The organism is Streptomyces sp. NPDC001220, assembly GCF_053597895.1.
Window position 1 is genome coordinate 32,324 of sequence record NZ_JBSFJE010000004.1, and the last position, 25,976, is coordinate 58,299.

Annotated in this window: 25 protein-coding genes and 3 tRNA genes; 17 read left to right on the forward strand and 11 right to left on the reverse strand. The window is 72.5% G+C overall.

Annotated elements, in window-relative coordinates; translation table 11 throughout:
* Positions 1–167 precede the first annotated feature (167 nt).
* Complete coding sequence (locus tag ACWDGI_RS10800; RefSeq protein ID WP_450757549.1) at positions 168–632, forward strand: MarR family winged helix-turn-helix transcriptional regulator; 465 nt, start codon at positions 168–170, stop codon at positions 630–632.
* On the opposite strand, the gene ACWDGI_RS10805 is transcribed toward ACWDGI_RS10800, so the two are convergent.
* Together ACWDGI_RS10805 and ACWDGI_RS10810 are read right to left on the reverse strand one after the other, a co-directional pair.
* Positions 629–1,606 carry a DUF3048 domain-containing protein gene (locus ACWDGI_RS10805; protein WP_450757551.1) on the reverse strand — a complete coding sequence of 326 codons (978 nt, stop codon included), beginning with the start codon at positions 1,604–1,606 and terminating at the stop codon, positions 629–631. The two genes, ACWDGI_RS10800 and ACWDGI_RS10805, sit on opposite strands and share 4 nt — an antisense overlap.
* A gap of 120 nt (positions 1,607–1,726) precedes the next feature.
* Positions 1,727–2,791, reverse strand: a complete 1,065-nt coding sequence (locus tag ACWDGI_RS10810; protein ID WP_450757553.1) for an ATP-dependent DNA ligase — start codon at positions 2,789–2,791, stop codon at positions 1,727–1,729.
* A gap of 154 nt (positions 2,792–2,945) precedes the next feature.
* Between ACWDGI_RS10810 and ACWDGI_RS10815 the strand changes: the two genes are divergently transcribed.
* From ACWDGI_RS10815 to ACWDGI_RS10825, 3 genes are all read left to right on the forward strand, one after another.
* A complete protein-coding gene (locus tag ACWDGI_RS10815) occupies positions 2,946–3,503 on the forward strand; it encodes a hypothetical protein (RefSeq protein ID WP_450757555.1) in 558 nt (185 codons plus the stop codon).
* 164 nt (positions 3,504–3,667) lie between these two features.
* Positions 3,668–4,687 carry a non-homologous end-joining DNA ligase gene (gene ligD, locus ACWDGI_RS10820; protein ID WP_450757557.1) on the forward strand — a complete coding sequence of 340 codons (1,020 nt, stop codon included), beginning with the start codon at positions 3,668–3,670 and terminating at the stop codon, positions 4,685–4,687.
* A 119-nt stretch (positions 4,688–4,806) separates the two neighbouring features.
* The gene (locus ACWDGI_RS10825; protein ID WP_450757559.1) at positions 4,807–5,844 is read left to right on the forward strand and encodes a LacI family DNA-binding transcriptional regulator; all 1,038 of its coding nucleotides are present in this window, start codon (positions 4,807–4,809) and stop codon (positions 5,842–5,844) included.
* A gap of 12 nt (positions 5,845–5,856) precedes the next feature.
* Here ACWDGI_RS10825 and ACWDGI_RS10830 read toward each other — a convergent pair whose 3' ends face one another.
* The gene (locus tag ACWDGI_RS10830; protein ID WP_450757561.1) at positions 5,857–6,645 is read right to left on the reverse strand and encodes a VOC family protein; all 789 of its coding nucleotides are present in this window, start codon (positions 6,643–6,645) and stop codon (positions 5,857–5,859) included.
* Between the two features lie 220 nt (positions 6,646–6,865).
* On the opposite strand from ACWDGI_RS10830, the gene ACWDGI_RS10835 reads away from it, so the two are divergent.
* The 5 genes from ACWDGI_RS10835 to ACWDGI_RS10855 all read left to right on the forward strand — a co-directional run bounded on the left by ACWDGI_RS10835 (position 6,866) and on the right by ACWDGI_RS10855 (position 10,062).
* Positions 6,866–7,159 (forward strand): WhiB family transcriptional regulator, encoded by a 294-nt coding sequence (locus ACWDGI_RS10835; RefSeq protein WP_450757563.1) that lies wholly within the window; start codon positions 6,866–6,868, stop codon positions 7,157–7,159.
* Positions 7,160–7,379: 220 nt separating this feature from the next.
* Positions 7,380–7,451, forward strand: a tRNA-Gly gene (locus ACWDGI_RS10840).
* A gap of 11 nt (positions 7,452–7,462) precedes the next feature.
* Positions 7,463–7,534, forward strand: a tRNA-Glu gene (locus ACWDGI_RS10845).
* 30 nt (positions 7,535–7,564) lie between these two features.
* Positions 7,565–8,893, forward strand: coding sequence for an SDR family NAD(P)-dependent oxidoreductase (locus ACWDGI_RS10850; RefSeq protein ID WP_450757565.1), 1,329 nt, complete (start codon positions 7,565–7,567; stop codon positions 8,891–8,893).
* The gene (locus tag ACWDGI_RS10855; protein WP_450757567.1) at positions 8,890–10,062 is read left to right on the forward strand and encodes a ribonuclease inhibitor; all 1,173 of its coding nucleotides are present in this window, start codon (positions 8,890–8,892) and stop codon (positions 10,060–10,062) included. The genes ACWDGI_RS10850 and ACWDGI_RS10855 overlap by 4 nt, the downstream gene beginning before the upstream one ends.
* A gap of 3 nt (positions 10,063–10,065) precedes the next feature.
* Here the strand turns inward: ACWDGI_RS10855 and ACWDGI_RS10860 are convergent, their stop codons facing one another.
* Together ACWDGI_RS10860 and ACWDGI_RS10865 are read right to left on the reverse strand one after the other, a co-directional pair.
* Positions 10,066–11,880: an AAA family ATPase gene (locus ACWDGI_RS10860; RefSeq protein ID WP_450757569.1), complete on the reverse strand. Its 1,815-nt coding sequence runs from the start codon at positions 11,878–11,880 to the stop codon at positions 10,066–10,068.
* Positions 11,881–13,284: a DUF2201 family putative metallopeptidase gene (locus ACWDGI_RS10865; protein ID WP_450758455.1), complete on the reverse strand. Its 1,404-nt coding sequence runs from the start codon at positions 13,282–13,284 to the stop codon at positions 11,881–11,883. It abuts the gene before it with no gap.
* Between the two features lie 90 nt (positions 13,285–13,374).
* Between ACWDGI_RS10865 and ACWDGI_RS10870 the strand changes: the two genes are divergently transcribed.
* Together ACWDGI_RS10870 and ACWDGI_RS10875 are read left to right on the forward strand one after the other, a co-directional pair.
* Positions 13,375–13,450, forward strand: a tRNA-Trp gene (locus tag ACWDGI_RS10870).
* A 272-nt stretch (positions 13,451–13,722) separates the two neighbouring features.
* Positions 13,723–14,346, forward strand: a complete 624-nt coding sequence (locus ACWDGI_RS10875) for a hypothetical protein (RefSeq protein WP_450757572.1) — start codon at positions 13,723–13,725, stop codon at positions 14,344–14,346.
* Here the strand turns inward: ACWDGI_RS10875 and ACWDGI_RS10880 are convergent.
* From ACWDGI_RS10880 to ACWDGI_RS10900, 5 genes are all read right to left on the reverse strand, one after another.
* On the reverse strand, positions 14,343–15,188 hold the full coding sequence (locus ACWDGI_RS10880) for a hypothetical protein (RefSeq protein WP_450757574.1): 846 nt from the start codon (positions 15,186–15,188) through the stop codon (positions 14,343–14,345). The genes ACWDGI_RS10875 and ACWDGI_RS10880 overlap by 4 nt on opposite strands.
* Positions 15,189–15,255: 67 nt before the next feature.
* Positions 15,256–16,230, reverse strand: a complete 975-nt coding sequence (locus tag ACWDGI_RS10885) for an acyl-ACP desaturase (protein ID WP_450757576.1) — start codon at positions 16,228–16,230, stop codon at positions 15,256–15,258.
* 228 nt (positions 16,231–16,458) lie between these two features.
* Positions 16,459–17,235 carry a dimethylargininase gene (ddaH, locus tag ACWDGI_RS10890; RefSeq protein WP_450757578.1) on the reverse strand — a complete coding sequence of 259 codons (777 nt, stop codon included), beginning with the start codon at positions 17,233–17,235 and terminating at the stop codon, positions 16,459–16,461.
* A gap of 98 nt (positions 17,236–17,333) precedes the next feature.
* Positions 17,334–18,971 (reverse strand): ABC-F family ATP-binding cassette domain-containing protein, encoded by a 1,638-nt coding sequence (locus ACWDGI_RS10895; protein ID WP_450757580.1) that lies wholly within the window; start codon positions 18,969–18,971, stop codon positions 17,334–17,336.
* 295 nt (positions 18,972–19,266) lie between these two features.
* A complete protein-coding gene (locus tag ACWDGI_RS10900; RefSeq protein WP_450757582.1) occupies positions 19,267–19,683 on the reverse strand; it encodes an SsgA family sporulation/cell division regulator in 417 nt (138 codons plus the stop codon).
* 203 nt (positions 19,684–19,886) lie between these two features.
* Here ACWDGI_RS10900 and ACWDGI_RS10905 point away from each other — a divergent pair, with 203 nt between their 5' ends.
* From ACWDGI_RS10905 to mmpA, 4 genes are all read left to right on the forward strand, one after another.
* Entirely contained in the window at positions 19,887–20,990 is a 1,104-nt protein-coding gene (locus tag ACWDGI_RS10905; protein WP_450757584.1) for a WD40/YVTN/BNR-like repeat-containing protein, read from the forward strand.
* Between the two features lie 54 nt (positions 20,991–21,044).
* Complete coding sequence (locus ACWDGI_RS10910; protein WP_450757586.1) at positions 21,045–21,377, forward strand: plasmid stabilization protein; 333 nt, start codon at positions 21,045–21,047, stop codon at positions 21,375–21,377.
* Positions 21,378–21,545: 168 nt separating this feature from the next.
* Positions 21,546–22,235, forward strand: coding sequence for an endonuclease V (locus ACWDGI_RS10915; protein WP_450757588.1), 690 nt, complete (start codon positions 21,546–21,548; stop codon positions 22,233–22,235).
* Between the two features lie 60 nt (positions 22,236–22,295).
* Complete coding sequence (gene mmpA, locus ACWDGI_RS10920; RefSeq protein ID WP_384474676.1) at positions 22,296–22,442, forward strand: morphogenic membrane protein MmpA; 147 nt, start codon at positions 22,296–22,298, stop codon at positions 22,440–22,442.
* Between the two features lie 4 nt (positions 22,443–22,446).
* On the opposite strand, the gene ACWDGI_RS10925 is transcribed toward mmpA, so the two are convergent.
* Complete coding sequence (locus ACWDGI_RS10925) at positions 22,447–23,625, reverse strand: saccharopine dehydrogenase family protein (RefSeq protein ID WP_450757590.1); 1,179 nt, start codon at positions 23,623–23,625, stop codon at positions 22,447–22,449.
* Between the two features lie 179 nt (positions 23,626–23,804).
* Between ACWDGI_RS10925 and ACWDGI_RS10930 the strand changes: the two genes are divergently transcribed.
* Complete coding sequence (locus ACWDGI_RS10930; protein WP_450757592.1) at positions 23,805–24,953, forward strand: CaiB/BaiF CoA transferase family protein; 1,149 nt, start codon at positions 23,805–23,807, stop codon at positions 24,951–24,953.
* Positions 24,953–25,966, forward strand: a complete 1,014-nt coding sequence (locus tag ACWDGI_RS10935; protein ID WP_450757594.1) for an LLM class F420-dependent oxidoreductase — start codon at positions 24,953–24,955, stop codon at positions 25,964–25,966. The genes ACWDGI_RS10930 and ACWDGI_RS10935 overlap by 1 nt, the downstream gene beginning before the upstream one ends.
* Positions 25,967–25,976 lie beyond the last annotated feature (10 nt).

Genomic DNA, 25,976 nt, shown 5'->3' on the forward strand with positions numbered 1-25,976 from the left:
CAAGGAATTAGTCAGGGCACTGAGTATTTCAGCAAGACCTCATTCACGCTGCCACTGGCATCGCCGCCCGTCAAGGCCTCGGGCAATGGCAGACGGGTGTACAGACAGGATGCGGTGACTGCGAGTATCGTTCAGTGCACCAACCAATTCTGAACTTGGGGGCACATATGGCCGCGGTGGACCTCACCACCCACCCCGGGCACCTGGCCCGGCGGCTTCAGCAGGCTCACTACCTGCTGTGGAACACGATGGTCTCGGAGGAGATCACCTCGCCGCAGTTCGCCGTCCTGAACACGCTCGTCGCCGAGCCGGGGCTGGACCAGCGCACGGTGGGGGAGCGGGTGGGCCTGGACCGGTCGACCATCGCCGAGGTCATCAGCCGGCTCGGGCGGCGCGGGCTGGTCGACAAGGTGCGCGACCCCCATGACGGCCGCCGCTCTCTGCTGCGCCTCACCGACGACGGAGTGCGCACCCACCGCAAGCTCACCGTGCGCACCGCCCGGATGAACCAGGTGTTCCTGGCCCCGCTCTCGGCCGAGGAGCAGACCCAGTTCTTCGATCTGATCCGCCGGGTCTCGGACGCGGCGGAGGGGCTGCGCAATCCCGCGGAGCCGCTCGTCCCGCAGGCCTAGGACTTCGCGAACACCACCCAGACCTGCCCCTCGGCGAAGTCCACCGGACCGCCGTCCGCCCCGGTGAACGTCGTACCGTCGCCGGCCTCCCGCCGGGTCCAGGTGGTCTCGAACGAACGCCCGTCCCGCAGCACTTCGGCCTTCCCCGTCCCCACCGTCTCGGTGAACGGCGTGTAGTTGCCGAGCACGTCGTGAAACGTGGACGTGCGTACCCGCACGTGTTGCACCACGACCGTCGCGGCCGCCACCCGTTTCCCGGCCGTGGTCCGGGCCGGGGTGCCGTCCATCGAAACCAGCCAGCGCTTCTCGCCGGCGGACCAGGTGAAGGTGAAGCGGGCCGCCGGATACCGCACGGTGCGGGTGGCGGTGGCCGTGCCGCCGGCCGGGGCCGGGCCGTAGCGGAAGCCGGTGGTGAGCGCCGCCCTGCCGGGTGCGCCGCCGGCCATCAGTTTCGGCGGGCGCAGATACAGGTTGTGCGGGGCCGGCTTGTCGCTGCCCCGGTAGTAGGCGTCGGACGCCGCTTCGGGGGTCTTCGGCCGCAGCGGTGCCCGGTCGATGAGCGGGAGCAGCTTGCGCTGGGCACCGGAGAAGGCGAGCGTCGGCCGGTCGAACTGGCGCAGCAGTTCCAGATCGGACTCGCGAGCGCTGCGCACCGGGCCGATGACCTCGGGGAGCTTGGTGGCGTCCACCGCCATCAGCCGGCTGAGGCCGCCCTCCACCTGCTCCGCGTACACCACGTCCGCCGAGTCCAGTCCGGTCTGCGGACGGGCCGCGGCGACGTTGTCGATCTTCACGGCCAGTACGGAGCCGGTGCCGGCGGTGTGCTGCCCGTCCGGAGCCTGGCTGCCGTGCGGCGCCCGGCCGTCGTCCGAGGTGCCGTGCCGGGTGCAGCCGGCCGTGAGGGAGGCCGTGAGCACGGCCGCGGCCAGTGCGGCCGTCAGCGCGGTCCGGCGCGTCGGCGCTATGTGTCGCATGCCCACCGTTGCCACCCCGTTCGTCCCCTTGATTGTGTGCTCATCGGCTCACCGGTGGCCATACCCGGTCGAAACCGATCACGCACCGCCGGGTGACCCGCCCGGGCAGGGGCGTTCGGACTACGACCCCAGGATCTCCGAGAGGTCGTACCGCACCGGTTCCTCCAGCTGGGCGTAGGTGCAGCTGTCCGGTGTGCGGTCCGGGCGCCAGCGGCGGAAGCGGGCCGTGTGGCGGAACCGGGCGCCGTTCTCCATGTGGTCGTACGCCACCTCGGCCACCCGCTCGGGCCGCAGCGGCACCCAGGACAGGTCCTTCTTGCCCGACCAGCGGCTCGGCGCGCCGGGCAGCCGGGCCGACTCGTGGGCGGCCTCCTCCGCCCAGGCCGCCCAGGGGTGCCCGGAGGCGTCGTCCATGCGCAGCGGCGCCAGTTCCTCGATCAGCTCGGCCCGCCGCTTCATCGGGAACGCGGCCGAGACGCCCACATGCTGGAGGGCGCCCCGGTCGTCGTACAGGCCCAGCAGCAGCGAGCCGACCACCGGGCCGCTCTTGTGCAGGCGGTAGCCCGCCACCACGACGTCGGCGGTCCGCTCGTGCTTCACCTTGAACATGGCACGCTCGTCCTGGAGATAGCGCAGGGTGGGCGGCTTGGCGATGATCCCGTCGAGGCCGGCGCCCTCGTACTGCTCGAACCACTGCCGGGCCACGTCCACATCGGTCGTCGCCGGCGCCAGGTGCACGGGCGGGGTGACTCCGGCCAGCGCCGTGGTGAGCAGGGCGCGGCGGTCGGTCAGCGGAACGTCCAGCAGGGACTCGTCGGCGAGCGCCAGCAGGTCGAAGGCGACGAAGGAGGCGGGCGTCCGCTCCGCCAGGGTGCGCACCCGGGAGTCCGCCGGATGGATCCGCTCGGTCAGCGCGTCGAAGTCCAGCCGGCCCTCCCGTGCGATCACGATCTCGCCGTCCAGCACGCACCGCTCGGGCACCCGCTCCGTCAGTGCCGCCACCAGCTCGGGAAAGTACCTGGTCAACGGCTTCCCGGTACGGCTGCCGAGCTCCACCTCGGCGCCGTCGCGGAACACGATCGCGCGAAAGCCGTCCCACTTCGCCTCGTACTGCATGTCCGGCGGGATCGACGCCACCGACTTGGCGAGCATCGGCTTCACGGGTGGCATCACCGGCAGATCCATGCCCACGACTCTACGAGCGGACCCCGGGCTCCGCTCGTCACGTGCACGCCCGGGAACGGCACTTGTTGATCACAACCTGGACACGGTGTCCGCACAACGCCCGCACAGGCAGCATGATGCTCATTCGGTACACACGCTCCACGGGGGAACATTCATGCGTATCCGCACGGCCGTCACCGCTGTCCTGCTGCTGGCCGCGACCGCGACGGCCTGCACCGGCGGCGGCGCCGACCCGGCCGGCGCCGCGGCGCCCCGCGCGTCGGCCGCCACCAAGGCCCTCACGCTCGGCTCCGGCCGGCACTGGAAGGACATCGACGGCGACGGCAGTTACATCAGCGCCACCACGACCGCCGTCAGTTACACCCAGCCCGTCAAGGGCGTGCACCTTCCCACCAGCCTCGCCGACTTCCCCGACCCCGAGTGGGCCGTGCTGGAGGTGAAGACGTGCGCCGACGCCGACAGCACCAACGTCATCGTCGCGCAGTCCCCGTGGACCCTCCGGCTCAAGGACGGCACCGAGGTCAAGCCGCTCGGGCTCAGCGGGTACGGCGTACCGGCCCCGACCTATCCCGTCTCGGCGGCCACCGTGCGACCGGGCAGCTGTCTGCGCGGGAAGATCACGTTCGGCATGGGCAAGGGCAGCCGTCCCGACCGGATCGTCTACGACGTCCGGCGCAGGCCCGCCGTCACCTGGTCCGTGCCCCGGGCCTAGCCGATGTGCCTGCCCGGACCCGGCGGATGCGCCTGCCCCGGTTCCGGCCGATCCGTGCGGATCGGTGCCGACCGAACCGATCCGTGCGGATCGGTGCCGACCGAAGTGTGCGGGGCGGGCCCGGCCGATATGCGCGGGGCGGGTGGTGCGCCTACCGTGGCCGCATGGGTGATGCGGTGGAACTGGAGGTGGCCGGCCGGACCGTACGGCTGTCCAGCCCCGGCAAGGTGTTCTTCCCGGAGCGCGGTTTCACCAAGCTGGACGTCGCCCGCTACTACGCGGCCGTGGCCCCCGGCATCCTGCGCGCCCTGCGCGACCGCCCCACCACTCTCCAGCGCTACCCCGACGGCGTCGAGGGCGAGTGGTTCTACCAGAAGCGCGCGCCCAAGGGCATGCCCGACTGGATCCCCACCGCCCACATCACCTTCCCCAGCGGCCGCACCGCCGACGAGATGTGCCCCACGGAGGAGGCCGCCGTGGTGTGGGCCGCCCAGTACGGCACCCTCACCTTCCACCCCTGGCCGGTGCGCCGCGCCGACGTGGACAGCCCCGACGAACTGCGCGTCGACCTCGATCCGCAGCCCGGCACCGACTTCGCCGACGCCGTCCGCGCCGCCCACGAACTGCGGGCCGTCCTCGACGAGTTCGGCGGGCTGCGGGGCTGGCCCAAGACCTCCGGCGGCCGGGGGCTGCATGTCTTCGTGCCCATCGAACCCCGCTGGACCTTCACCCAGGTACGGCGCGCGGCGATCGCCCTGGGCCGTGAGCTGGAGCGCCGGATGCCCGAGCAGGTGACGATCAAGTGGTGGAAGGAGGAGCGCGGCGAACGCATCTTCGTCGACTACAACCAGACCGCCCGGGACCGCACCATCGCCTCCGCCTACTCCCTGCGGCCCCGTCCGAACGCCCCGGTCTCCGCACCCCTGCGCTGGGAGGAGGTCGACGACGTGCGGCCGGGCGACTTCGACCTCGTCACGATGCCGGACCGCTTCGCCGAAGTCGGCGATGTGCACGCCGACATGGACGACCACGCCTACTCCCTGGACGCGCTCCTCGAACTCGCCCGCCGCGACGAACACGAGCACGGTCTCGGCGACCTGCCGTATCCGCCCGAGTACCCGAAGATGCCGGGCGAGCCCAAACGCGTCCAGCCGAGCCGCGCGCGGCCCGAACAGTCCTCCTGACGAAGGCACTTGGGTTCGGATCCCGGTGCCCCGGCGGGCTGTCACGCCCCGGCGGCACTCCCGTCCGCCCGCCCGGCCGGGGCTATGCTGATCGTCAGCCGCCGATGAGGAGGGCCGAGGTGTCCGAGGCAGTGTCGCGCCCCACACTGGAGGCGGTGGCCGCGCGGGCCGGGGTGTCCCGGGCCACCGTGTCACGGGTGGTCAACGGCGGGGACGGGGTGCGCGAACCCCTCGTCGAGCGGGTCCGGAAAGCGGTCGAGGAACTCGGTTACGTCCCCAACCAGGCGGCCCGCAGCCTGGTCACCAAACGGCACGACGCGATCGCCGTCGTCATCGCCGAACCCGAGACCCGGATCTTCACCGACCCCTTCTTCGCTCTCCAGCTGCGCGGCATCAGCAAGGAGTTGACCGCCCACGACAACCAGCTCGTGCTGCTGCTCACCGAGGGGCGGGACGACCACGCACGGGTGGCCCGCTATCTCGCCGGCGGCCATGTCGACGGCGCGCTCGTCTTCTCGCTCCACCTCGACGACCCGCTGCCCGGGCTGATCGAGGGTGCCGGCGTCCCCACCGTGTTCGGCGGCCGGCCCGGCTGGAGCGACGGCACCGACAGCGCCGTGTACGTCGACTGCGACAACCGGGGCGGCGCCCAGGACGCCGTACGCCATCTCGCCGGCCTCGGCCGGACCCGGATCGCCCACATCACCGGGCCCCTGGACCAGACGTCGGCCGCCGACCGCCTCCAGGGCTACCGGGACGTCATGAACGCCATGGGGGAGGCCGATCCGCGGCTGGTCGTGCCCAGCGACTTCACCCCGTCCGGCGGCGAGCGCGCCATGGGTGAACTCCTCGACCGCTGCCCGGATGTCGACGCCGTGTTCGCGGCCAACGACCTCACCGCACTCGGCGCCCTGCGAGTCCTGCGCGAGCGCGGCCACCGGGTGCCCGAGGACGTGGCCGTGATCGGCTTCGACGACGTGCTGCCCGTCACCGAACAGACCGAGCAGTCACTGACCACGGTCCGTCAGGACATCGAGGAAATGGGCCGGTTGATGGCCCGGCTCCTGCTGGCCTCCCTGACCCGGGGGAATGCGGCGACGGGCGCGCCGACCAGCGTCATACTGCCCACGACACTGGTACGGCGTGCCACCGCATAGGCGGTCTCCGCCTCAGCCCTGCTGCTCGCCCTTGATCACCGCGAACCGGGCGCCGTACGGGTCGGCCAGCTTGGCCATCCGGCCCACACCCTCCAGCGTGGTCGCCGGCATCCGCACCTTGCCACCGGTCTGCTGCGCCTTCTCCACCACCGCGTCCGGGTCCTCGACCTCGAAGTACGGCAGCCAGTACGCGCCGATCTGGGCCTCGGCAGGGTCCTCGGCCAGCGGGACCACCCCGCCGAACATGGAAGTGTCGTCGCCGTTCGCCGGGTTGACACAGGTGTAGGTGCCGCCGGGGAACGGCACTCCGGAGGTCTCCAGACCGAGCACCTTGTAGTAGAAGGCGGCGGCCGCCGCGATGTCCGGGGTGTACAGCTCGACCCAGCACAGCGAACCCGGATCGCCCGCCATCTCCACGCCCTTGGTCAGTCCGGGCTGCCAGATGCCGAAGGGCACCCCCGCCTGGTCGGCGAGGATCGCCAGGTGGCCCCGGCCCATCACGTCCATCGGCTGGGCGAGCACGCTGCCGTGCGCCTGCTCGGCGGTCTTGGCGGTGGCCTGCGCGTCCTCGCTCTGGAAGTACACGGTCCAGCTCGGCGGGCCCTGTTCGGGACTGGTCTGCATACCGCCGGCGACGGTCCTGCCGTCCAGTTGGAAGAATCCGTAACCGCCGGCGTCCGGACCCGCCGACTGGAACTGCCAGCCGAAGAGCCCGTTGTAGAAGGAGACGGCGCCGTCGATCTCGGGGGTGCCGAGGTCGATCCAGTTGGGAGCGCCGTTGACGAACTGGGTGGTGAGCATCTTCGCCCTCCTCGGAAGGGTCCCGTGCATTGCAGAGCCGAGTCTTCCACCGCCCACTGACAATCGCTGCCGGAGCGCGCCCACCGGCATCCGGTTACCGTGGGTCACTTGACGCACTCGCCGGGTTTTGATTCCGTTGCGCGCGCCGCCGTGCGCAGGCGTGGCGCCGTCGCGCATCATCGAGGCTGCTGTGGTCCGTCGCGCCCTCGTTGAGCGGGCGTTGATCGAACGTTTTTCCGCGCACGGCACGATCCTGGCCATGCACTTCGACACCACCATCCCACCCCGCACGCCCGTCCCGGTCTGGCACGCGCAGGCGCTGTGCGCGCAGACCGGGGCGGACTTCTTCTTCCCCGAGCCCGGCAGCTCGGTACGCGAGGCGAAGCGCATCTGCGGTATGTGCGAGATGCGTTCGGCCTGCCTGGAGTACGCGCTGGACAACGACGAACGCTTCGGCGTCTGGGGCGGCCTGTCCGAGAAGGAGCGACTGGAACTCCGGCGCGCCTCCCGCTGACCCACGACCGCCCTGGAAAAGCCGACCCACGACCGCCCTGGAAAAGCCGACCCGCGACCGCCCTGGAAGACCCGACCCGCGACCGCTTCGGAAGAGCCGACCCACGGCCGGACGCCCCGGAAAATGCCCGACCATGACCACCCCGGAAGAGCCGGACCACGGCCGCCGCGGAAAATGTGTACGGTCCCTCGCCGCGCCCGGTTACGATCCCGGGACGCGGCCGGACGTAGCGCAGAGGCAGACGCACCGCCTTGCCCAGGCGAACACGCCGGTTCGAATCCGGTCGTCCGGACCGCGTGACGAGGTCCTGTAGAGCAGAGGCAGACTCGCCACCCTCTCAAGGTGGATACGCCGGTTCGAATCCGGCCGGGACCGCGGTACGACGGACACGGGGCGGCGGGACGGATGAGCGAGGCGATCACCGAGGCGGAACTGGCCGCTTTCCACGACGTGGTGGGGAAGCTGCGGGCACTGCCCGTCGACGACCCGGTGCGGCTGCGCGCCGAGCAGGTCGCCGCCTCCTTCGCCCGCGACGGACGGCTGCGCCGCCGCAGGACCCGCGGCACCGAACTGTCCTCCGCGGACGCCGCGGTGATGGCCGCGACCGCGACCGGCGCCCTGGACCGCCGTGAGGACGCGCCGCTGGCCGTGTCCGGTGCCGGGGGTGTCTTCCGCAGGCCACGCACCTGCTACGTCTGCAAGTCGCCCTACCGACAGGTCGACACCTTCTACCACCGGCTCTGCCCCGACTGCGCCGCCGACAACACCGCCCGCCGCGCCCTGAGCACCGACCTGAGCGGCCGCCGGGTGCTGCTCACCGGAGGCCGGGTGAAGATCGGCTTCCAGCTGGCGCTGATGATGCTGCGCGACGGCGCCGAAGTCCTGGTCACCTCCCGCTTCCCGCACGACACCGTGCGCCGGTTCGAAGCGGCCCCGGGCAGCGCGAAATGGCGGGACCGGCTGGCCGTGCTCGCGGTCGACCTGCGCGATCCCCGTCAGGTGCTCGGCCTGTGCGAGGAGTTGCGGCGGGAGGGCGAGCCGCTGGACATCCTCGTCAACAACGCGGCCCAGACCGTGCGCAGACCACCCGAGTCCTACGCCCTGCTGGCCTCCGGCGAACGCGCGGCGCTGCCGCCGGGCGCCCGACCGGCCCCAGGGTTCACACCGCTTCGGATGCAGGCGAAGGGAGCCGCTTCCCTGCCCGTCGCCCTCCGGGAGGCCGACGAGGCCGGGTTGCTGCCCGACCCCTCGCCGGAGAACTCCTGGTCGGCCCGGCTCGGCGACCTGGACCCGGCCGAGGTCCTGGAGACCCAGCTGGTCAACGCCCTTGCCCCGGCCCTGCTCTGCGACCGGCTGCTGCCACTGCTGCTGGCCTCGCCCAACCCGCGCCGGTACGTGGTCAACGTGACCGCGGTCGAGGGCCGGTTCGCCGTCCGCAACAAGATGGCGGGCCATCCGCACACCAACATGGCCAAGGCCGCCCTCAACATGCTCACCCGCACCAGCGCCGCCGGACTCGCCGAGCGGGGCGTCCACATGTGCGCGGTGGACACCGGCTGGATCACCGACGAGAACCCGGCCCCCAAGAAGGCCCGGATGGCGGGCGCGGGCTTCCGCACCCCGCTCGACATCGTCGACGGGGCGGCCCGCGTCTACGACCCGATCGTGCGCGGCGAGGCCGGCGACCCGGTGTCCGGGGTGTTCCTGAAGGACTACCGGGAGGCGGCGTGGTGAGCGAGGAGCCGACGTTCGCCGGGGTGCCGCACGTCGTGCCGCGCCCGGCCGCCGAACTCGCCCCGCTGCTGCACTGGTTGCGGGCCGGACGCCCGGCCGGGGAGCGGCTGGACTTCACGGCCGGCACCGTGCTGCCGGACGGCCGTCTCGACCTGTGCAAGCAGGGCGTCGGCGCGACGGGCGCCGCCCTGATCGCCGAGGCCCTGGCCGAAGGCCCCACCCCGGTACGGCATCTGCTGCTCGGCACCGACGCGCTCGGCGACGAGGGCGCCGCCGCGGTCGCCGGATCCGGTGCCGAGGTCGAGACGCTCTACCTCGGCTGCAACGGCATCACGGCGGGCGGCGCCTGCCGGATCGCCGACCAGCTGCGCGCCTCGCCCCAGGTCGTCACCGGCGTCTGGCTGAAGCGGAACCCGCTGGGCAGCGGCGGCGGACGGGCCGCCGCCGAACTCGTCGAGTCCGCCCGCTCCCTGCGCACCCTCGACCTCGTCCAGACCGGACTCGACCCGGCCGGCGCGGCGGTGCTGGCCGACGCGCTGCTGGTGGCCGCGGACGGCGGCCGCCGGATCGAGCGGCTCTTCGCCGGCGGCAACCCGCTGGGCGAGGCCGGTGCCCGGGCGCTGGCCGCCGTCGTCGCCGACGGCGCGGTCGACGAACTGTACGTGTCCGCGGCCCGGTTGGGCGACGCGGGTGCGCTGCTGCTGGCCGACGCCCTGGACCGGGCCCCGTACGGGCGCCTGGCCCGCCTCTCCGTCGCCAGCAACGGCATCGGTCCCTCGGCCGCCGCCCGTCTGGTGACGGCGGCCGCCTCGGCCGGGGTCACCCTGCTCGACCTCGGGCGGGTCCGTGCGGCCGCCGTGCTCGCGGCGCGGGACAACCGGCTGGACCTGGCCGCGGCCGACACCATCGGGCACGCCCTCGCCGGCGCCGGGCACCGCCTCGCCCACCTCGTGCTGACCCACACCGGCATGCGCAGCCGCGAAGCCCACTGCCTCCTCGACCACGCGGCCCACGCCGGCACGGCCACCCGCTACCGCCTCGGCGCCGGCATCGCGGTCAGCGTCAAACGCCGGCTGGACGACCTCAGCGCCCACCTCCCGGCCCCGACGGTCCCGGCCGACGTGGCCGCCGTACGCAGTGTGCACCGCACGGCACCGCAGGAGGGCTGACCCTCAGCTCCCGCGCATCAGCCGGAACACCTCCATCCAGTACCGCTGCTGCCGCTCCGACGCACCCACCAGGTAGGTCGCGCGCAGCTTCGCCGGGAGCAGGGCCACCAGCCGCACCACCACCGCCCGGTCCCGCTTCAGCTGGGACAGCTCCGCGTTGGCGAGGATCTGGTGGACCACGTCGCTGTCGTCGCCGCCCTCGTCGGAGAGCCCGGCGGCCCGCCGCAGCCGGGCCTCCCAGGCCTCGACGTCCCGGGCCAGCTCGCGCAGGCCGGTGACCGGGCGCCCCCGGAAACGGTCGACCAGGGCCGTCAGCGGCACCGGCGCGTACTCGCCGTCGCCGAGGTAGACCGTGCCCATCTCCAGCGGCAGCCCCCGCCGGTGCAGCTTGATCAGCCGCTCCAGCGTCCGCTTGGTGATCCAGGCCCGCCCCTCGTCGTCGATGTCGTGCTTCCACCACTCCAGGACCGTCTCGGCGTCCCGGCCGTAGCGCGCGAGCAGCCACTCGTTGGCCGGGATGTCCTCGGGCTCGACCATGAGCGAGGCGGTGAAACGGGTCGCCTGGGCGATGTTGTTCCGTGCCACGAGGAGCTTGCGGCCCAGGTGGTACGGCGGGTTCTGCACGGCTATCTGCGCGCGCAGGTTCTCGATCCGCCGCCCGGCCAGCGACCACTCCTGGGTGACCTCCATCAGCTTGGCGAACGCGGCCTTGTCCTTGGGCCGGTTGTACTCGTCCCAGACGATCGCCTTGGGCTCCGGACCCGTGAACGGCGCGGCCAGGAGGTTGTCCAGCGTGCCGTCCGGGGAAGGGACGGGCGCGCACAGGTCCTCGACGTTCGTCACCGGCAGCGAGAAGTACAGGGCGTCCCGGCCGAGCCCCTCGCGCACGGTCTCCCGCACCAGCTCCGTCTTGCCGCAGCCCGGCGGCCCCTGGAGCAGCACCGTCCAGCGGTTGCGCAGCGCGGCCCGCACCACCTGCCGTACCGGGTCCGCGATCGTCGCCGGGTTGGCCACGCCCACGCTCGCGGCGATCCGGTCGAGGATCTCGGCCGTCCGGTTCTGCCCGGGGCGGCCGTCCGGGCCGGGCTCGGCCAGCCGCAGCCGCTCGCCGTCGACCAGGGGCAGGCCCCAGCGCAGCGGGAAGCCCTCGCGCGCGTTGGCCAGCACATGGTCGAGGGTGCGCGGGGAGAGCAGCTCGCGCAGTGCGGGGGAGAGCGACGCCCACAGGGAGAACACCGGACGCAGGTCCCACGGCCGGTACCCGGCCGCGAGATGCCGCCGCCACGAGGTGTCGTTCGCCGTGATCCGCAGCGTCACCATGCGGTCGAGGAGCGCCAGGTCACCACGGCGGGCCGAGGTCTCCGTCAGCGACTCGTTGTCGGTGAGGAACACACCGACACAGCCCAGGGCACGCAGATCGTGCTCGCCCAGCGACCAGTCGCAGGCGATCTGCATCAGCTGCGACTGGATCGTGGCGCCCGCCTGCAGCGAGTCGTCGATGAGCAGCACGAACGGCCGGCCCGGCCTGAGCTGGCTCATCACCAGCTGGCGCAGGACCAGTTCGCCCGTGTGCGGGTCCCGGACCGGTGCGTTGACCAGCAGATCGTCCGGGGTCAGATTCGCCGCCGGCACATACACCAGCGTGGTGTCCGGGTGGGCGCGGGCGAGGTGCGAGAAGAACGTCGCCGTCTTGCCGATGCCGTGCTCGCCGAAGATCTGCCCGGTCTGCCGCATGTCGATCATCGCGTCGATGAAGGTCTCCAGCCGGGACGGCTCCGTGGTCCGTTGCTTCTCCGTGGTCTTCGTCCGTGTGCTCATCTACCGCGATCCCGTGGTGACGCGATGGCAGTCCATCGCGGGTGTGTGCCTCTCGGGCCAGTCGTCGCCGCCCTCCGTGATCAGCCAGATCCACTTCTCCGGCTCGGCCGGGGTGACCGGCGGCGCGTATCCGTCGGTCAGCACGACCACCGCGTCCGGGGTCACCTCGCAGCGCCGGCCCGCCACTTCGGTGCGGCCCTCCACATAGTCGGCGACCACCTGGAAGCTGGTGCCGCCACCGCCGTAGACGCGCTCGCCGGGTGCGAACGGCATCACCACGGCGTCGAAGGAAAGCCAGTGCGCCGCCACCCCGTCGATCCGGCCGACGAGCCGGGTGAGCCAGTCGATCACCTGGTGGGGCATCGAGCCCGAGGTGTCGTAGGCGATGACGAGCACCTTGTCGCGGACCGGGCCGCGCCGGGCGAGCACCGGGTCCTGGCCGAGGGCGGCGAGCAGGGCGCCGCGCTTCTTCGGGTACACCAGCCGCTCGCCGTCGCGCAGCCGGGAGCCCAGGACGTCGACCAGCCAGCGCTGCCACCAGTCGACGGTCCGGGTGCGGCCGGTCTCGCCGCGCAGCATGCCCGCGCCCAGGTTCCCCCAGAGCTTCGCGGCCCGCGCCGACCCCTCCTCCGTACGGTTCATGAGGTCGAGCAGTTCGCGCTCCGCGCCCGCGTGGCCGCGCCGGGCCGCCAGCAGCGCGTTGAGCAGCGCGGACGAGGTCACCGCGTCGACGGTCTCCTGGTCGGCGGGGACCAGACCGGCCACCAGATGCGGGCACAGCGGCGGCGGCACCGGCGGCTCGCACATCCGTTTCAGCTCGCCGTAGATCCGCATGTCGGTCTCGACGAACCGCTCGTACACCAGCGGCTCCAGGCCGTGGGCCGTCAGGTCCACCCGGTAGGCCTCGTACACCGTGCGCGGATCGACCCCCGTCGGACGGCCGTCCAGCAGCGGCAGTTCGTCGCGGCCGAGGCGCACCAGGGCCACATGGTTGACGGCGACCTCGGCGGCGAGCGTGAACACCGGATCCTCACGCAGCTCCGGGTCGGCCAGCAGGTGACGGTGCACCAGGTGCCGGGCCTCGTGGAACAGCACGAACTTCACGCCGTCCAGGCCGAGTCCGACGAAGAAGTCAGGGTTGTAGAGCAGCAGGCAGGTGCCGTCGCCGGAGGCGACCACGGCCGCCGTGCCGATCGCCGTCGTCGGGATCTGGTGCGAGCACTTCGAGTACAGCCACGACGCCACCGCCGACTCGGTCAGCCCGAAGTCCAGCAGGGCGGCCTCCTTGAGCCGCCGCGCCCGTGCGACCGTCTCCGGATCCGCCGGCCGGTAGGCCTCGAGTGCCCTGCGGTCGGCCAGATCGACCACCGGCGGGCGTGGCCGCCCCCGCTCCCCGTACGTCATGTGCAGCCCCCCGCCGCGCAGTTCCCCCCGATGCTCCATTGGTACCAGCCGCCACCGACATCGGGCCAAGGCATTACGATCGGCCGCAAGGCGGGGCCGTAGCGCAGAGGCAGGCGCACCGGTCTCCAGAACCAGAACACGCCGGTTCGAATCCGGCCGCCCCGCCCCCCTGGAACGGCGTCCAGCCGGTCGACGGCCCGCCGTTCGAAGAGCGCTGTCCGAAGACGGCGCGGCCCAGCGGCTCACCATGCAGATGCGCGCCCTCCGCCGCCGTGAAGCGCCCCGGCCGCCGCGGGCCCGGACCGTGCGTCGTACGCCAGGGACCCCGGGCCGGCGCGCACACCGCCCCGGGCCGGCGGCGCACACCGGAGAGCATGCGGACGGCCCGCCCGCGCGGCACGCTGGTAGGAGAGCCAGGTGGCGATGGGAGGAGCTCCCATGGGACACACGGAACAGCGGCCGGCCGTCCGGACCCGGGCCGCGAAGCCCGCCGGTACCGGGAGCGTCTTCCTCTCCTTCGCCCCGTGGATCATCTTCGGCGTCGTCGCGAGCCCCAGCACCTGGGAGTACGCGGCGCTGGCGGCACTGGTCGCCGCGGTCGTGCTGTCCGGCAAGGACATGCTCCGGGGCCGGTTCTTCCTGCTGGACATGGTCGCCATCGTGTTCTTCGCGGTGCTCTGCGTCCTCGCCCTCGCCCTGGACCGCCACGAGCTGATCTGGCTGGAGACGTACGCCCAGGTCATCTCCAGCGCGGTGGTGGCCGTCGTGGCGCTCGGCTCCCTGCTGGCCGACCCCTTCACCGCGCAGTACGCCCGCCACTCGGTGCCGCGCGAGTACTGGGGCTCGCCCGTCTTCACCCACGTCAACATGGTGCTGACCGCGGCCTGGGGCGTGGTCTTCACGCTGATGGCCCTGTCCACCTGGCTCGCCATCCGACTGCCCGGGCAGAGCGACTGGTTCAACTGGGTCGTCCCCGTCGCCCTGCTGGTCTGGGCGGTGAAGTTCACCGAACGCTACCCCGACCGGTACAGGGAGCGGGCGGCGGCGCAGGGCCTGTCCTAGGCGATGGCCCCGGCGGTCACGATCAGTTCCTCGGTCGTGCCGTGGAAGGTGCCGAGCAGCTGGGCCAGGACCGCCCAGGCCTCCTCGTGGTCGCCCAGGTGGTCGCGGACGAGCGGGCGCAGCGCGTCCTCGGCCTCGGCGATCCGGCGCGGGAACATCACGTGTCCGAGGGAGAGCACCTTGAGCGCGTCCAGCGCGGGGCCATGGCCCACGGCGTACTCGGCGGGGCCCGTCGTGATCCCGGCCTGCCGGACGCGGAAGTCGAACTTGCGATGCGCGCCGAACTGGGCGCGCAGCGGCGGCGGGCAGTCCGGGCGTACGGCCAGGGCCCACCGGACGTAGCCGGGAAGGGGGTTCTCGCGGTCCGCCGCCGCGACCGTCTGCCAGTGCTCGGGCCGGTACACCATGGAGGTGGCCTCCCGCGCGGCGGCCATGGAGGTCGACTCGCGCAGGGCCGGGACCAGTCCGAGGCGGGCGACCCGGTCCGGGACCGGCGGCGGCTCGTAGTTGTCGCGCAGGATCGGGGCGACCTCCACCGTGAGAGGGCGGCCCGGGCCGAACGGCACCCCGTTGAGGACGGCCCGCCGCAGCGCGGTGTCCCGGTCCGTGAGGAGGCGCCAGACGACGGCGTTGAGCTCGGGGTCGTCCTCCTGGAGCATCCACAGCAGCACCGAGGAAGGCAGCGCCGGCAGCCCCGACGGGAGCCGCCGCCGGGCCTCCCGGAGGTCCTCCGGCGCCGGCCGGGGCAGCCCGACACGCGCGCGTATCCGGTCGGCGTCCCCGGAGCCGATCAGGTCCAGCAGGAAGCCGACCGTCCGGCGGGAGGTGATGTCAGCAGGCATGCGCGCATGATGCCGCAGGCCACCGGCAGGGCGCACCGGGAAATCCGCGCGCCCCTCCGTCGTGGGTTCACGCCCCGGCGCGCGCCGCCATCCGCGCCTTGCGCGCGGCCAGCTTCTCGTCGAACTTCATGGCCTCCGCGTCCAGCCCGCCCATGAACAGGCCGAGTTCCTCCTGCGCCCGCAGACCCTCCGGGCCGAGGCCGTCGATCTCCAGCACCTTCAGATGGCGCAGCACCGGCTGGATCACGTCGTCGTGGTGGATGCGCAGGTTGTAGACCTCGCCGATGGCCATCTGGGCGGCGGCCCGCTCGAAGCCGGGGATGCCGTGGCCGGGCATCCGGAAGTTGACCACGACGTCCCGCACCGCCTGCATGGTCAGGTCCGGGGCGATGTCGAAGGCCGCCTTGAGCAGGTTGCGGTAGAAGACCATGTGCAGGTTCTCGTCGGTCGCGATCCGGGCCAGCATGCGGTCGCAGACCGGGTCGCCGGACTGGTGGCCGGTGTTGCGGTGCGAGATGCGGGTCGCGAGCTCCTGGAAGGCCACGTAGGCGACCGAGTGCAGCATCGAGTGGCTGTTGTCCGACTCGAAGCCCTCGCTCATGTGCGACATCCGGAAAGCCTCCAGCTTGTCCGGGTCGACCGCGCGGGAGGCGAGCAGGTAGTCGCGCATCACGATGCCGTGCCGGCCCTCCTCGGCGGTCCAGCGGTGCACCCAGGTGCCCCAGGCGCCGTCCCGGCCGAACAGCGAGGCGATCTCGTGGTGGTAGCTGGGCAGGTTGTCCTCGGTGAGCAGGTTCACCACCAGGGCGATCCGGCCGATCTCGGTGACCTTGGACTGCTCCTTGCCCCAGGGCTCGCCGTCCTCGAAGAATCCGGGGAAGTTACGGGCGTCCGACCACGGCACGTACTCGTGCGGCATCCAGTCCTTGGCGACCTTCAGATGGCGGTTCAGCTCCTTCTCGACCACTTCCTCCAGGGCGTACAGCAGCCGCGCGTCGGTCCAGGCGGTCGAGCTGCCGAGATGGGGAGAAGTGATCGTCACGAGAACTCCAGGGGGACGCCGAACAAGAGCGAGTGAACGGGAGAGGACCGGCGAGCGGTGCCGGGAAACCTACGTGATCGTAGGCTACGAACCCGTAGGTTACGAAGCCGTAGGTTAAGCGCGCCGTAAAGACTGCTGATCAGGCGCGTGCCCAGGGCGAATCGGGACATGCCAAACCACCCGGGGACCCGCAGGTCCCAGGGCTGGAGGGGTGACTCGATCACCCGGTCAGACGTACAGCTCCCGCAGTCGCACCGAGAGGCACGTCACACACCCCTCGAGCTTCTCGAACTCGGAGATGTCCACCGTGACCACGTCGTGGCCGAGGTCGGTCAGCAGTTCCGTCGTCTTCGGGGCGCTCTCCGACATCAGCAGTTTGCCGCCGCCCAGCAGCACCACATGGGCGCCGGCCTCCTCGGGCACCGCCAGGAAACCCGGGAACAGCGAGGGCCGGTCCACGTTCGGGATGTGCCCCAGAATCGTTCCGTCGGGAAGCGCGGTCACCGCCGACTTCAGATGCAGCACCTTGCTCACCGGTACGGCGACGACACGCGCGCCCAGCGGCTCGAACACCGCCCGCAACTGCTGCACCCCGGCCGCGTTGGTCCGCCCGCCCCGGCCGACGTAGAGGGTGTCGCCGACCTTGAGGACGTCTCCGCCCTCCAGCGTGCCCGGCTCCCAGATCCAGTTCACCGAGCAGCCGAGGCGGGCCACCGCCTCCTCGACCCCGGCGGTCTCAGCGCGCCGGGACTCCGCGCCGGGCCGGGTGATCAGCGCCACGTTCTTGTACATGACGACCGTGTCCTCGACGAAGACCGAGTCCGGGCAGTCGTCCTCCGGGTCGACCTCGACGGTCTCCCAGCCGTGCGTGCGCAACGCCTCCGCGTACGCCTCCCATTGATCCTGGGCGAGCTCGACGTCGACCTTCTCCCGCTCGATGTGCGTCACCAGACCTTCGGCGAGGCGCGGGCTGGGACGGCGGATGAGGGCCTTCTTGCTGGGCACGACGGGTCTCCGGGGTCGGCGGTCGGGTCCGGCGCCCATTGTGGGGGTGCCGGACCGCCATCATGCAGCGCGGGTCCGTGTCGACAAAACCCTCGTTGTCAGGCTGTGCCCCTCCTGAGACGCGCCACCTCCTCCGGCGCGGTGCCCGTCAGCTCCCCGTCCGCCATCAGCAGCCAGCGGGTGATCCCGATCGACTCCAGGAAGGGAAGATCGTGACTGGCCACGATCAGAGCCCCCTGGTACGACTCCAGGGCCGTGGTGAGCTGCCGCACGCTCGCCATGTCGAGGTTGTTCGTCGGCTCGTCGAGCATCAGCAGCTGTGGGGCGGGCTCGGCCAGGAGCAGCGCGGCCAGCGCCGCCCGGAAGCGTTCGCCGCCGGAGAGCGTGGCCGCCCGCTGGTCGGCGCGGGCGCCCCGGAACAGGAAGCGGGCCAGCCGGGCCCGGATCCGGTTGTTGGTGGCGCCCGGCGCGAACCTGGCCACGTTCTCGGCCACGGTCAGCTCCCCGTCGAGCACGTCCAGCCGCTGCGGCAGGAAACGAAGCGGCACATGCGCGTGCGCCTCGCCCGCGACCGGCTCAAGCTCCCCGGCGATCGTGCGCAGCAGCGTCGTCTTGCCCGCGCCGTTGCGCCCGATCAGCGCGATCCGCTCGGGCCCGCGCAGATCGAGGATCCCCTTCACCCGCGAGCCGTGCGCGAGCTCCAGATTCTCCAGTGTCAGCACGTTCCGGCCCGGCGGTACGGCCGTGTACGGCAGTTCGACGCGGATCTCGTCGTCGTCCCGTACCGCTTCCACCGCCTCGTCCAGCCGCTCCTTCGCCTCGCTGAGCCGTTCCTCGTGCATGATGCGGTGCTTGCCCGCGGACTCCTGAGCGGCCCGCTTGCGGGCCCCCATGACGATCTTCGGCTCGCGTTTCTGCTCGAACATCTTCTGCCCGTACCGCTTGCGGCGGGCCAGTTTGACCTGGGCGTCGGACAGTTCGCGTTTCTGCTTGCGGACATCGGCCTCGGCGACCCGCACCATGCGCTCGGCCGCATCCTGTTCTACGGCGAGCGCCTCCTCGTACGCCGAGAAGTTGCCGCCGTACCAGGTGACCTCCCCCGCGCGCAGGTCGGCGATCTGGTCGACCAGGTCGAGGAGTTCACGGTCGTGGCTGACCACGATCAGCAGGCCCGGCCAGGACGCGACGGCCGCGTACAGCCGCTTGCGGGCGTACACGTCGAGGTTGTTGGTGGGCTCGTCGAGCAGCAGTACGTCCGGCCGGTCCAGGAGCAGCGCGGCCAGCCGCAGCAGCACCGACTCGCCGCCGGAGACCTCGCCGACGGTCCGGTCGAGTCCGATGTGGCCGAGTCCGAGCTCGCCGAGGGTGACCAGGGCGCGTTCCTCGACGTCCCAGTCGTCGCCGAGCGTCTCGAAGTGCGCCTCGGACGCGTCGCCCGCCTCGATGGCGTGCAGCGCGGCCCGCCGGGTGGCGATGCCGAGCGCCTCCTCGACGCGCAGCGCGGTGTCCAGGGTGACGTTCTGCGGGAGGTAACCGACGTCGCCGGCCACCTTCACGGTGCCGTCGGACGGGGTGAGCTCACCGGCGATGAGCTTGAGAAGCGTGGATTTCCCTGATCCGTTGACGCCGACGAGACCGGTCCGGCCGGGACCTACGGCGACGTCCAGGCCGCCGAGGACGCAGGAGCCGTCGGGCCAGGAGAAGGACAGGGAGGTGCAGGTGACAGATGCAGACATGGGCGCCTCGCGGTTGCTTGCGGTGTCGGGGACAGACGCGTGTCGAGACACCGCGGGACAGCAGCCGAGGGGCCAGGGGAGAGATGCCTGTGCCGGAGGACGGCTCGCACGCCGAGGTCGAACGCCACGGACACACCTCGCGGGTGTGACGCGGTGTCTCGAGTCCTCAGACGAGCAACGTCCTTCTCCTATCGACGGCAACAGAACCGTTGTACAAGTTAGAAGGGCCCCACCCGGGGTGTCAACGCAATTGATCGCGACCCCGTCCGGCGGCCGGCCGACGCCACCGGGTGGCTCAGCAGGCGTCCCGCATCAGTTCGGCCAGGTCGTGGTCGAGGTCCAGCCGGAGGTGTTCGAGGCCGGTGGGCACCAGGTCACCGGTCGCCTCCAGGAACCGCTCGATCTCGCCCGTGCGCACATGGATGACGGCGGTGCCCTCGGGGGCGTGGAACTCCAGGACGGTCCGGTCGTAGCCGTACGGTCGCACCCGGACGTCCCCCGCGCCCTCAGGGGCGTGCAGGCCGGCCGCGAGCAGCTCGCGGGAGAACGTCCAGCAGACGTCCACGCCCTCCAGGGTGGCCGGGGCCGGGAACGTCATACGGACGGCGAAGGGGTCCTCGCTGTCGTAACCGAGGCTGGCGGGAATGCTCGGCATGCGGGGGGACGCGGCGACCAGTCGGGCCTCCACGGGCTGCTCGATGACAGTGGACAAGGCCTTGCTCCCTAGTGACGGCTGGACGAATTTCCGGGCGTATAAGACCTGGCACTGGAAGAGACGACGGAAGTGGCCGATCCGTGCACGCGAAGTGCGAGTGACCTCTGTCACCGGGTTCATTCACACCCGGGGCTTACCTGGCCCACGGGACGGCCGGGCCCTCTGGACGGCACCGGGTCAGTGGGCTAACTTCGCGCGCCATGAGGCGCTTAAGGAGCACGCGGCGGTCAGGACGGACGGGACGTACGAGCCGAACGGTGGCGGTGGGGGTGGCGTGCGCGGCGGCGCTGGCCGCGCTGACCGCGGGTTCCGCGCGGGCGGCGACACCGGCACCGCACTGGGTGCTCAAGGACACCGGCACACCGGACGTGCGGTTCCGCGGTCTGGCCGCCGTCGACCGCCACACCGCGTGGCTGGCCGGAACGGCCGGCACCGTACTGCGCACCACCGACGGCGGGACGACCTGGCGGAACGTCTCTCCGCCGGGCGCGGGCGATCTCCAGTTCCGGGACGTCGAGGCGTTCGACGCGCGCCGCGCGGTGGTGCTGGCCATCGGCGAGGGGGAGGCGTCCCGCGTCTACCGCACCGACGACGGAGGGGCGACCTGGACCGAGTCGTTCCGCAACACCGACCCCGCCGCCTTCTACGACTGCATGACCTTCTTCGACCACCGCCACGGCCTCGCCATGAGCGATCCGGTGGAGGGGAGGTTCCGCATCCTGGCCACCGGCGACGGCGGCCGCTCCTGGCGGGTGCTGCCCAACACCGGGATGCCGGCCGCCCTGGACGGCGAGGCCGGCTTCGCCGCCAGTGGGCAGTGCCTGGTCGCCTCCGGACCGAAGGACGCCTGGCTGGCCACCGGCGGCGGCACGCACGCGCGCGTGCTGCACTCCACCGACCGCGGACTGACCTGGACCGCCACCGACACGCCCGTCCCGGCCGGCGATCCCGCCAAGGGCATCTTCGCCCTCGCCTTCCGCGACCGCACCCACGGCCTCGCGGTCGGCGACGACTACCGGCCCGACCAGCCCTCCCCGCGGGCGGCCGCGGTCACCCGCGACGGCGGCCGCACCTGGCAGCCCGCGGCGACACCGCCGCCCGCGTACCGCTCCGGCGCGGCCTGGCTCCCGCACAGCCGCACCACCGCCCTCGCCGTCGGCCCCACCGGCACCGACCTGACCACCGACGGCGGCCGCACCTGGCGGACCGTCGACACCGGCTCGTACGACACCGTCGACTGCACCCCGGACCTGAGCTGCTGGGCCGCCGGTGAGCAGGGCCGGGTGGCACGTCTGGAGCGCTGACGCGCGGGTACCCGGTGGCGGCGACACCGACGAAGGGACACGGAGGGAGTGGTCATGCCACGCGGATCCAGCCCCAAGCGGGAACGTCAGTACGAGCACATCAAGGACAGCGCGCTCGACCGGGGCGAGAGCGAACAGCGGGCCGAGGAGATCGCCGCGCGGACCGTCAACAAGGAACGCGCCCGCTCCGGCGAGTCCGAAACCGCCAGCCGGACGTCCCTCCAGGACATGTCCTCCGGCAGGCGCGGCGGCAAGCGCTCGCACAGCGGCGCCGCGGGCCCGACCTACGACCAGCTCTACGAAGAGGCCAAACAGCGCGGCATCGAGGGCCGCTCGGACATGAACAAGGCACAACTGCAACGCGCTCTGGACGCCAAGAAGAGCTGACCTGCCCCGCACGAGTGGGCCGGGCCGCACGCCGGGATTCCGCTTCGGCCGGCCGGCCGGCACGCGCGCGTGGGCAGCGTCCTGCGCCGGGTCCTGCGGACCGCAGGACGGACCTGATGCGACCCGTCGCCGCACGCGCGCGTGGCGCGCCGTACGCTCGTGGCCACCATGACGACCGTACGCGTACCCGCGGGCTGGCCCGCGACCGAGGAAGCGGCCCTGGCCGTGCAGGACGAGCTGCGGGGGCGGGTGGTTCTCGACGAGCCGGGACCGGCGCCCGGCGCGGTCCGTGTCACGGGTGTAGACGTGGCCTACGACGACGAACGGGACCTGGTCGCGGCGGCGGCCGTCGTACTGGACGCGGCGACCCTGGAGCCCGTGGCCGAGGCCACCGCCGTCGGCCGGGTCTCCTTCCCGTACGTGCCCGGCCTGCTCGCCTTCCGCGAGATTCCCACCGTACGGGCCGCCCTGGACGCCCTGCCCTGCCCGCCGGGCCTGGTCGTCTGCGACGGCTACGGCCTCGCCCACCCGCGCCGCTTCGGCCTCGCCAGCCACCTCGGCGTCCTCACCGGCCTGCCCACCGTCGGCGTCGCCAAGAACCCCTTCACCTTCGCGTACGACGACCCGGACGCCCCGCGCGGCAGCCACGCACCGCTCCTCGCCGGCACCGAGGAGGTCGGCCGCGCGCTGCGCACCCGGGACGGCGTCAAGCCCGTGTTCGTGTCAGTGGGCCACCGGGTGAGTCTGGACAACGCCTGCGCCCACGCTCTCGCGCTCACCCCCAAGTACCGGCTGCCGGAGACCACCCGCCGCGCGGACGCCCTGTGCCGGAGCGCGCTGCGTGAAGCTCAGGCCTGAGTAGCGATTCTGAGTACGAGTACGGATGCCGCCGTTACAGTCCGGCGGCAGGCTTGCCGCATGACCACACAGCATGTCTCCGAGTCCATTGCCGCCTCCGCCCAGCCCGTCGGGCGCACGGTGACGGCCGCCCTGGTCCTCGCCGTGGTGATGGGGTTCGGGTGGGCGGCCGGGATGCTCTACACCGTGATCCAGTGGCAGTCCTAGGGGTTCAGCGGGTCGCCGCCACCCGGAAGCCGATCCCGGCCGCCCGCAGCCGCTCGGTCAGCGCGTCGCCCATCGCCTGCGCGGTGGTGACCTGGCCGGCCGTCGCCGGCAGGTCGTCGAAGGCGAGGGAGAGCGCGGCCTCGGCGAACATCTTCGCCGTCTCGCCGTAGCCCGGATCGCCGCCCGAGACCTCCGTGAAGACCCGCCGTCCGCCGCCCTCGCCGACGAACCGGACCGTGAACCAGCTGCGGGCCCGCTTCTCCGCGCTGGGCCCCTCCCCGGGCCTGAGCCGGTCCGACAGCCAGCGCCGGGCGGGCGGCAGCTGGGCGGCCGCGGCGACCGCGCCCACGGCCGCCACCCCGCCGAGCGCCACCGGAAGATGTCTGACGGCCGCGTAGTGCCGGTAGCGGAAGTCCGGGCCGTAGCGGTCCAGGGCCTTCGCCGAACGGCGCACGATCTGGGCGTCGATGGTGGGCAGCGGCAGCGCCCAGGCGCCTATCTCCTTGGCGAACCGCGGTGGGCCGGCGGGCGCGGTCGCCCGGCGGTTCATCAGCCGGGGCTCGTACCGGGCGCGGTCCCGGGCGGCGGCGATCATCTGCCGGGGGCGCGCGAACTGGTCGAGGACGGAGGCGAAGGTGCCGCCCGAGAAGGTCGCGTCGGCGGTCACGAAGCCGTCCACGGTCAGCGGCACGCCCTCGGGCAGCTGGCGGACCGTGAAGTAGGCGCCCAGGTCGTGCGGGACCGAGTCGAAGCCGCAGGCGTGCACCAGGCGGGCCCCGGTCTCCTGCGCGCGTGCGTCGTGCCGCACGTACGTCAGGTCCACGAACTCGGGCTCCCCGCACAGGTCCAGATAGTCCGCGCCGGTGTCCGCGCAGGCCGCGACCAGGTCCTCGCCGTAACGGCCGTACGGGCCGACCGTGGTGGCCACCACGCGCGCGTGCTCGGCGAGGGCGCGGATCGTGGCGGGCTCGGCGACGTCGGCGCGCAGCAGCCCGACCTCCGTGCCGCCCGGCAGCCGCTCGCGCAGCGCCTCCAGCTTGCGCTCGTCGCGGGCCGCGACCGCCCACCGCAGGCCCAGGGGTGCGTGGGCGGCGAGGTAGTCGGCGGTGAGCTCGCCGACGAAGCCGGTGGCCCCGAAGAGCACGATGTCGTAGGGACGGTCTGTTGTCTTCAGCCTGCTCATGACACCTCTCGGTCGTGCAACCCGCGCCGTTGTCGGTGGCTGAGGCTAGCGTGAGAAGTGCGGACGCACCCCCACCGGGTATCTTGACTAAGCGCTTGCTCGTCCACCCTTGTGCCCAGTGGAACGTGTTCTTAGCATCATCGGTGTTACATCAGTTGTGTCACATGACTGGGGGCGGCATGACCACGGCAGGGACGCCAGGACACGGCCCGCTCTCCGGCGTGCGCGTGGTCGAGCTGGCAGGCATCGGACCGGGCCCGTTCGCCGCCATGCTCCTCGCCGACCTGGGCGCCGACGTGGTCCGCGTCGACCGGCCCGGCGGCCCCGGGCTCGCCATCGACCCCGCCTACGACGTCACCAACCGCAACAAGCGCTCGGTGCTGGTCGACCTGAAGGCCCCGGACGGACCGGCCCGCGTCCTCGACCTCGCCGAGCGCGCCGACGTCCTGATCGAGGGCAACCGGCCCGGAGTCGCCGAACGGCTCGGCGTCGGCCCGGAAGAGTGCCACGCCCGCAACCCCCGCCTGGTCTACGGCCGGATGACCGGCTGGGGCCAGGAGGGGCCGCTGGCCCACCGCGCGGGCCACGACATCGCCTACATCGCCCTCACCGGCGCCCTCGGCATGATCGGCCGCCCCGACGAACCCCCGGCGGTCCCCGCCAACCTGCTCGGCGACTACGCGGGCGGCTCCCTCTACCTCGTCGTCGGCGTCCTGGCCGCGCTGCACCACGCGCGCGCGACCGGCTCCGGCCAGGTCGTGGACGCCGCCATCGTGGACGGCACCGCGCACCTCGCCGCGATGATCCACGGCATGGTGGCCGCCGGCGGCTGGCAGGACCGGCGCGGCGCCAACCTGCTGGACGGCGGCTGCCCGTACTACGGCACCTACGAGACCGCCGACGGCGGACACATGGCGGTCGGCGCCCTGGAGCCGCAGTTCTACGCCGAGTTCCTCCGGCTGCTGGGCGGCCTGGACGACCTGGCCGACGCCCGTAAGGACTGGACCCGCTGGGGCGAGCTGCGCGAGCGCGTCGCCGCCCGCTTCAAGGCCCGTACCCGTGACGAGTGGACGGCCGTCTTCGAGGGCTCCGACGCCTGTGTGGCCCCCGTGCTCTCCCTGCGCGAGGCCCCGCACCACCCCCACCTGGCGGCCCGCGGCACCTTCACCGACCACGGCGGCATCACCCAGCCGGCCCCCGCCCCCCGCTTCTCCGTGACCCCCACGGCCGTGCGCACCGCCCCCGCGCGGCCGGGCGGGGACACCACCGAGGTGGCCCGCGACTGGGCCGTGCCCGCCCTGCTCGACGACGACAAGGACACCACCTGATGGAGCTCTCGACCTTCCTCGACTACGCGGGCGACCCGCGCACCGCGGCGGACCGGGCGGCCGCGCTGGAGTCGGCGGGCCTCGACACGGTCTGGGTCGCGGAGGCCTACGGCTTCGACTCGCCCACCATCATGGGGTACCTGGCCGCCCGCACCGAGCGGATGAAGATCGGCTCCGCGATCCTCAACGTCTACTCCCGCACCCCCGCCCTCATCGCCCAGACGGCCGCCGGCCTCGACGCGATCTCCGGCGGACGGGCGGTCATCGGGCTCGGCGCCTCCGGCCCGCAGGTGGTCGAGGGCTGGCACGGCAAGGCCTACGACAAGCCCCTCGGGCGCACCCGCGAGACCATCGAACTGACCCGGCGGATCCTGCGCCGCGAGACCATCGACCACCACGGCATCACCGACATGCCCCGCCCCGGCGGTCTCGGCAAGCCCCTGAAGATCCTCACCAGGCCGGTCCGTGCCGAGGTCCCGCTCTACGTCGCCTCCCTGGGCCCCGCCAACGTCCGGATGACCGCCGAGATCGCCGACGGCTGGCTGCCCACCCTGTTCATCCCCGAGAAGGCACAGGACGTCTGGGGGACCCCGCTGGCGGAGGGCGCCGCCCGCCGCGACCCGGCCCTCGGACCGCTGGGGATCGTCGCCGGCGGCCTGCTCGCCATCGGCGAGGACGCCGCCGCCGCGCGCGACCTGGCCCGCCCCAGGATCGCCCTCTACGTGGGCGGCATGGGCGCACCGGGCAAGAACTTCTACAACGACCTCGCCGTCGCCTACGGCTACGAGAAGGAGGCCCGGCTCATCCAGGAGCTGTACCTGGCCGGCCGCCACCGGGACGCGGCGGCCGCCGTACCGGACGAGTTCTGCGAGCTCATATCCCTGTGCGGCCCGGAGGGCTACGTCCGTGACCGCGTCGCCGCCTTCCGCGAGGCGGGCGTGACCACCCTCGACATCACCCCTGTCGGCCCGGACCCGGCCCGCCTGGTCGAGACCGTCAAGAGCTGGCTCTGACCCCCACCGC